Here is a 6,377-nt window from a genome sequence, read left to right on the forward strand (position 1 = left end):
GCCACGGAACATGGCGGCATCAACCTGCATTTCGTCGATGCGAGTCAGCTCTCCACCGAACATCTGAAGCTCGCGCTACCCAACGGCAAACCGCTTTCGGAAGTGCGCGACATCGCCATCAAGCCGGGTTCGCGCTGGCTCGTGCGCGGCCCGTCGGGCGCGGGCAAGAGCACGCTGATGCGTGCGCTCGCGGGCCTCTGGCCGTTCGGCGAAGGCTCGATCGACGCGCCGGTCGACGCGCGCATGATGTTCATTCCGCAGCAAAGCTACCTGCCGATCGGCACGCTCAAGGCGGCGCTCACCTACCCCTCGGCCGCCGACGATTACAGCGACGAGGACTGCCGCGAAGCGCTGCGCGCTTGCCGTCTGGAGGACTATGTCGAGCGTCTGGGCGAGTCGGCGCACTGGTCGCGCGTGCTGTCGCCGGGCGAGCAGCAACGTCTTGCCGGCGCACGCGTGCTGCTGCACAAGCCCGACTATCTGTTCCTCGACGAAGCGACCAGCGCGCTCGATCCGGACAACGAAGGCCGTCTCTACAAGCTCTTCGTCGAACGGCTGCCGAAGGCGGCCATCGTGAGCGTCGCGCATCGCGAGTCGCTCGAGGCGTATCACCACGAGACGCTCGAAATCGCGCGCTCGCCTGAAGAGCGCGTCGCGGCGTGAGCGACGAGAGCCACGCACGGCGAGTCGTCCTGATCACTGGCGCGGGCTCCGGAATCGGCGCGGCGCTGGCCCGGCGACTCGCTGCGCCTGGCGTCGATCTGATGTTGCACGCGCGCGGTGCTGACGACGCTTCGCGCGAACGCCTCGCCGCCGTGGCGCGCGAATGCGAAGCGCGCGGCGCGATTTGTGCAACCGCCTGCGCCGATCTTGCCGAAGCGCTCGCGGCCCAAAATCTCATCGAGGCCACGCTCGCGCGCTTCGGCGCGCTCGACCAACTGGTGGCCAACGCGGGCCATGCGCAACGTCAGACGCTCGCAGCCCTCGACATGGACGCGCTCACCGCCGCCTTCGCCGCCATGCCCGCTGCGTTTGCAGCGCTCGTGCGCACGGCCCAGCCGGCGCTTGTGAAGTCGGCTCAAGGGCGCGTTGTCGCGGTGAGTTCGTTCGTTGCGCACCGCTACCGTGCGGATGCGCCCTTCGCGGCCACGGCCGCCGCCAAGGCCGCGCTCGAATCGCTCGCCCGAACCGCTGCCGCCGAACTCGCGCCGCAAGGCGTGACGGTAAATTGCGTCGCGCCCGGCTACACGCGCAAGGACGCGGGCCCCACGCCCGAAAACGCGCCCGCCTGGACGCGCGCCGCCGAAGCTACGCCGCTTGGCCGCGTAGCCGATCCCGCCGACGTCGCCGAACTCATCGCCTTCCTGCTTTCCAGCGCCGCGCGCCATATCACGGGCCAGACGATTCACGTCGATGGCGGCCTGACGCTGGGTTGAACGGCTGCCTCAAGCGGCTGCCTTAAGTGGCTGGATCGAGCGGCTGGATCAAGCGTCCCGCTTCATTCGCTCGCTACCGAATTTTCCGGCTTCGCCGCCATCCGCCTGGCCTTTACCCAACGCCAGGCTTTCAACGCCCCTCGCATCGGCAGCGCATCGCACCTAAAATAAGCGCGATCCTGCCGCCCGGCCCGTCCGGTGACACCGCAAGACAGACGCAGACATAGCCGCCAGGCGCCGCCCCACCCGGCCATGGCATGCACAACAAACGAGGGGGAGACGAGGCGCCATGAGCTATTTTCAATGGTTCAGTGAACTGAACGAACGCGAGCGCCGCACGCTCTACGCCGGTTTCGGCGGCTATGCGGTGGACGCGTTCGACTTCATGATCTACTCGTTCCTGATCCCGTCGCTGATCGCCGCCTGGGGCATGACCAAGGGCGAAGCGGGCATGATCGCGACGAGTTCGCTGATCTCCTCGGCCATCGGCGGGTGGCTTGCCGGCATCCTCGCCGACCGCTACGGCCGCGTGCGCGTGCTGCAGTGGACTATCGCCACCTTCGCGCTCTTCACCTGCCTTTCCGGCTTCACCCATTCGTTCTGGCAACTGCTCGTCACGCGCACGCTGCAGGGCATCGGCTTTGGCGGGGAATGGTCGGTCGTCACGATCATGATGGCCGAGACGATCCGCTCGCCGCAGCATCGCGCCAAGGCCGTGGGCACGGTGCAGAGCAGCTGGTCGTTCGGCTGGGGCGCCGCCGCGATTCTCTACTGGGCGTTCTTTGCGCTGCTGCCCGAGGACTACGCGTGGCGCGCGTGCTTCTGGATCGGCATTCTGCCCGCGCTGTGGATTCTGTACGTGCGCCGCAACGTGAGCGACCCCGAGGTCTTTCTGCAGACGCGCCGCGCACGCGAACGTGGCGACGAACAAGGCCACTTCCTGCAGATCTTCTGCCCCGCGCATCTGCCGACGACGCTGCTCGGCAGCGCGCTGTGCACCGGCATGCTAGGCGGCTATTACGCGATCACCACCTGGCTGCCGACCTATCTGAAAACAGTGCGCCATCTGTCGGTGTTCAACACGAGCGGCTATCTGATCGTGCTGATCGCCGGCTCCTTCACGGGCTATATCGTCGGCGCGATTCTGTGCGACAGGATCGGCCGGCGCGCCTCGTTCATCCTGTTTGCGATCGGCTCGTTCGCGCTCGGCATGGCCTACACGATGCTGCCCATCACCGATGCCGCGATGCTCGCGCTGGGCTTTCCGCTCGGCATCGTCGTGCAGGGCATCTTCGCGGGCGTGGGCGCCTATCTTTCCGAGCTGTATCCGAATGCGATCCGCGGCTCCGGCCAGGGCTTCTGCTACAACCTGGGACGCGGGCTCGGCTCGTTTTTTCCGATTCTGGTCGGCACGCTTTCGCACACCACCACGCTCGTCAAGGCGATCGGCACGGTGGCCGGCGCGGGCTATCTGCTCGTGATGGTTTCCGCACTGTGCCTGCCCGAAACCAAAGGCAAGGTGCTGGGGCCTGCTGTCAATACCGCCGATCTCAACGATTCGAACCGCGCGTCTGCGCCCGCTCAACCCTCTGCGGATTCCACTGCACAATGAGCCTGAACGTGCTGCAATACCGTCCATTCCCTACGCTACGACCGGCATGAAAACGATCGTCCTCGGCGCCGGTGTGATCGGCGTCGCCACTGCCTGGTATTTGAGCGAACGAGGCTGCGACGTCACGGTTATCGAACGCGAACCGGGCGTCGCGCTCGGCACGAGCTTCGGCAACGCCGGCGTGATCGCGCCCGGCTACGTCACACCGTGGGCAGCGCCTGGCATGCCGGCCAAGCTCGTCAAATACCTGCTCAAGCCCACTTCGCCGCTGATCTTCCGGCCCACCTTCGACGCCGCGCAATGGCGCTGGATCGCGCGCTGGCTGCGCGAATGCGACCTCGCGCGCTTTCGCGTCAACAAGCAGCGCATGCAGCGCATCGCCTACTACAGCCGCGACTGTCTGCACGCGTTCCGCGCGCAGCATGCGTTCGAGTACGGGCGCAGCCAGGGCTATCTGCAACTGTTTCGCAGCGACTACGACGTCGAACTCGCGCAGCCTGCGCTCGACGTGCTGCGCGACGCGGGCATCGCGTATCGCGAACTGGACGCCGCGGCCTGCACGCAGGCGGAGCCGGGACTCGCGTGGTCGCGCATCAAGCCGGTGGCTGGCATCTATCTGCCCGACGACGAAGCCGGCGACTGCGCGCGCTTTACACGCGAACTGCGCGCCGTGTGCGAAAGCCGCGGCGTGAAATTCATCTTCGATACCGAGGTGCTGGCGCTCGAAGCCGTGGGCGGCAAGGTCACGGGCGTGCGCGTGCGGCCGGTGCCGGGGCGCGAGGCGCGCAACCGCCGCGAGCAGCGCCGCGCGCCCGCCGAAGTGCTGCGTCCCGCCGATCTGAGCGAGCCCGCCCCCAACGCCGCGCCGCAGACGCTCGCCGCCGACGCCGTGGTGGTCGCGCTCGGCGTAGAAAGCGCGGCGCTGCTCGCGCCGCTGGGCGTGCGCGTGCCGCTTTATCCGGTGAAGGGTTATTCGGCCACGCTGCCGGTGGTCGACGAGCAAAAAGCGCCGCGCGCCGCGCTCATGGACGAATCGCTCAAGACGGCGATCACGCGTTTCGGGCCGTATCTGCGCGTGGCGGGCACGGCGGAACTGGGCAACCATCGCACGACGCTGCGCGAGCAGGCCTTGCAGACGCTCATGAAGGTGCTCGACGACTGGTTCCCGCACGCGGCAACGCCTTCGTCGGCGCAATTCTGGGTCGGACGCCGGCCGATGGTGCCGGACGGCGCGCCGCTGCTGGGCGCGTCGGGTGTCGAGGGATTGTGGCTGAACGTGGGCCACGGCTCGACGGGCTGGGCGATGTCGATGGGCTCGGGCCGCGCGGTCGCTGATCTCGTCACGCAGCGCGCGCCTGAGATCGATCTCGACGGGCTGACGCTGGCGCGGTATCGGCGGTGAGCCTTCACTCGAGCGCCACGCTCGCCAGCGCCTCATAACGCGCGCCCTGCTTCGCGAGCGTGCTCGAATACAGCACGAGCGAAGTAAAGCGCAATGGCGGCAACGCCGCGACGCTCGCCGTTGGCGGCGCACCGTGCGCGTCGCGCGCAAACCGGGCAAGCGTCACATGCGGACGAAACGCGCGCGCGTCGAGCGGCAGCCCCACCTCGCCCATCGACGAACGCACGCGCCAGTCGAGCGCCGTGAACGCATCGGACATCGCCAATACCGCCACCAGCAGACGCGGCTGTGCGTAACCTGGCCAGCATTCGATCTGCGTGACCGAGGCGGGCGGCATGAACGTCGCGTGATCGGCCAGCCTTTGCGCGAGCGCGTCGCCCTGCACGGACGACATCGCGCCGATGAACGCCACCGTGAGATGCAACTGCGCGTGCGGCACGCGCCGCGCGTTGGGCGGCACGTCGAGCGCGGCCAGTGCGTCGCGCGAAGGCGCGTCGGGCGCGAGCGCGATGAAGCAGCGTTTCCACTCCTGCGGTTCGCTACTGATTTCGTTGCCCATTTCGCCTGGGGTCTCGCGCGCTTCGGACATGATCGGGAGCCTCGAATCTTCGAGCAATCGGGTCATGGTACGCTGCCCGCCAGACGTAAAAAAGCCGGGTCATCCTCACGGATGCCCGGCTTTTTTGGCGCTTTGTCTCCTGCCGTCTCCATCACGTTCCGTCGCACCCGACAGAACGCACTGGATTTAGCGCGGCAGTTCCGTGCTGCCCATCAGGAACGCGTCAACCGAACGCGCGCACTGACGGCCTTCACGGATCGCCCAAACCACCAGCGACTGGCCACGGCGCATATCGCCTGCCGTGAACACCTTGTCCACCGACGTGTAGTACGCCTTCTCACCTTCGGTCGCCGCGCGCACGTTGCCGCGCGCATCCTTTTCGACGCCGAACGCTTCCAGCACCGGCGACACCGGTTGCGTGAAGCCCATCGCGAGCAGCACCAGATCGGCCTTCATTTCGAATTCCGAATCCGGCACTTCGACCATCTTGCCGTCCTTCCACTCCACGCGCGCGGCGATCAGCTTCTCGACCTTGCCGTTCTTGCCTTCGAGGCGCTTGGTCGCGACCGCCCAGTCACGCGAGCAGCCTTCCTCGTGCGAGGACGACGTGCGCAGCTTGACCGGCCAGTACGGCCACACGAGCGGCTTGTTCTCTTCTTCCGGCGGCTGCGGCAGCAGTTCGAACTGCGTCACGCCCTTGGCGCCGTGGCGGTTCGAGGTGCCCACGCAGTCGGAACCCGTATCGCCGCCGCCGATCACGACCACGTGCTTGCCCTTGGCGAGCAGCTGGTTCGGCAGCTTGTCGCCGGCGTTGACCTTGTTCTGCTGCGGCAGGAACTCCATCGCGTAGTACACGCCTTCGAGCTCGCGGCCCGGCACCGGCAGGTCGCGCGGCGTTTCCGAACCGCCCGCGATCACCACGGCGTCGAACTGTTCCTTCAGCTCGTCCGGCGTGATGGTTTCCTTGGCCGTATTGCCGATGTACGCCGGCAGCTCGCCCTTGCCGATGAACACGTTGGTGCGGAAGGTCACGCCTTCAGCTTCCATCTGGCGCATGCGGCGATCGATCAGCCACTTTTCCAGCTTGAAGTCGGGGATGCCGTAACGCAGCAGGCCGCCAACGCGATCGTTCTTTTCGAACACGGTCACGTCATGACCGGCGCGCGCCAGTTGCTGCGCCGTGGCCAGACCCGCGGGGCCCGAACCAACGACGGCAACCTTCTTGCCCGTCTTGTGCTTCGGCGGCTGCGGCACGACCCAGCCTTCGGCGAACGCCTTGTCGATGATCGCGTGCTCGATCGACTTGATGCCGACCGGATCATCGTTGATGCCGAGCGTGCACGCCGCTTCGCACGGCGCCGGGCAGAT

6 protein-coding genes are annotated in these 6,377 nt (G+C 67.1%); 4 read left to right on the plus strand and 2 right to left on the minus strand.

What is annotated here, in order from left to right; all coding sequences use genetic code 11:
• From VG320_RS07995 to VG320_RS08010, 4 genes are all read left to right on the plus strand, one after another.
• Window positions 1–663 (plus strand): ATP-binding cassette domain-containing protein (locus VG320_RS07995; protein ID WP_327199585.1); only part of this gene is annotated, 663 nt, incomplete at its 5' end.
• Window positions 660–1,436, plus strand: a complete 777-nt coding sequence (locus tag VG320_RS08000; protein ID WP_327199586.1) for an SDR family NAD(P)-dependent oxidoreductase — start codon at window positions 660–662, stop codon at window positions 1,434–1,436. The genes VG320_RS07995 and VG320_RS08000, both read left to right, overlap by 4 nt.
• Before the next feature lie 289 nt (window positions 1,437–1,725).
• A complete protein-coding gene (locus tag VG320_RS08005; RefSeq protein WP_327199587.1) occupies window positions 1,726–3,048 on the plus strand; it encodes an MFS transporter in 1,323 nt (440 codons plus the stop codon).
• A gap of 46 nt (window positions 3,049–3,094) precedes the next feature.
• A complete protein-coding gene (locus tag VG320_RS08010) occupies window positions 3,095–4,450 on the plus strand; it encodes a D-amino acid dehydrogenase (protein WP_327199588.1) in 1,356 nt (451 codons plus the stop codon).
• A gap of 4 nt (window positions 4,451–4,454) precedes the next feature.
• Here VG320_RS08010 and thpR read toward each other — a convergent pair whose 3' ends face one another.
• Together thpR and VG320_RS08020 are read right to left on the minus strand one after the other, a co-directional pair.
• Window positions 4,455–5,039, minus strand: coding sequence for an RNA 2',3'-cyclic phosphodiesterase (gene thpR, locus VG320_RS08015; RefSeq protein WP_327199589.1), 585 nt, complete (start codon window positions 5,037–5,039; stop codon window positions 4,455–4,457).
• A 156-nt stretch (window positions 5,040–5,195) separates the two neighbouring features.
• Window positions 5,196–6,377 (minus strand): glutamate synthase subunit beta (locus VG320_RS08020; protein ID WP_327199590.1); only part of this gene is annotated, 1,182 nt, incomplete at its 5' end.

It is taken from the genome of Paraburkholderia sp., assembly GCF_035948235.1.
Taxonomy (GTDB): Bacteria; Pseudomonadota; Gammaproteobacteria; order Burkholderiales; family Burkholderiaceae; genus Paraburkholderia.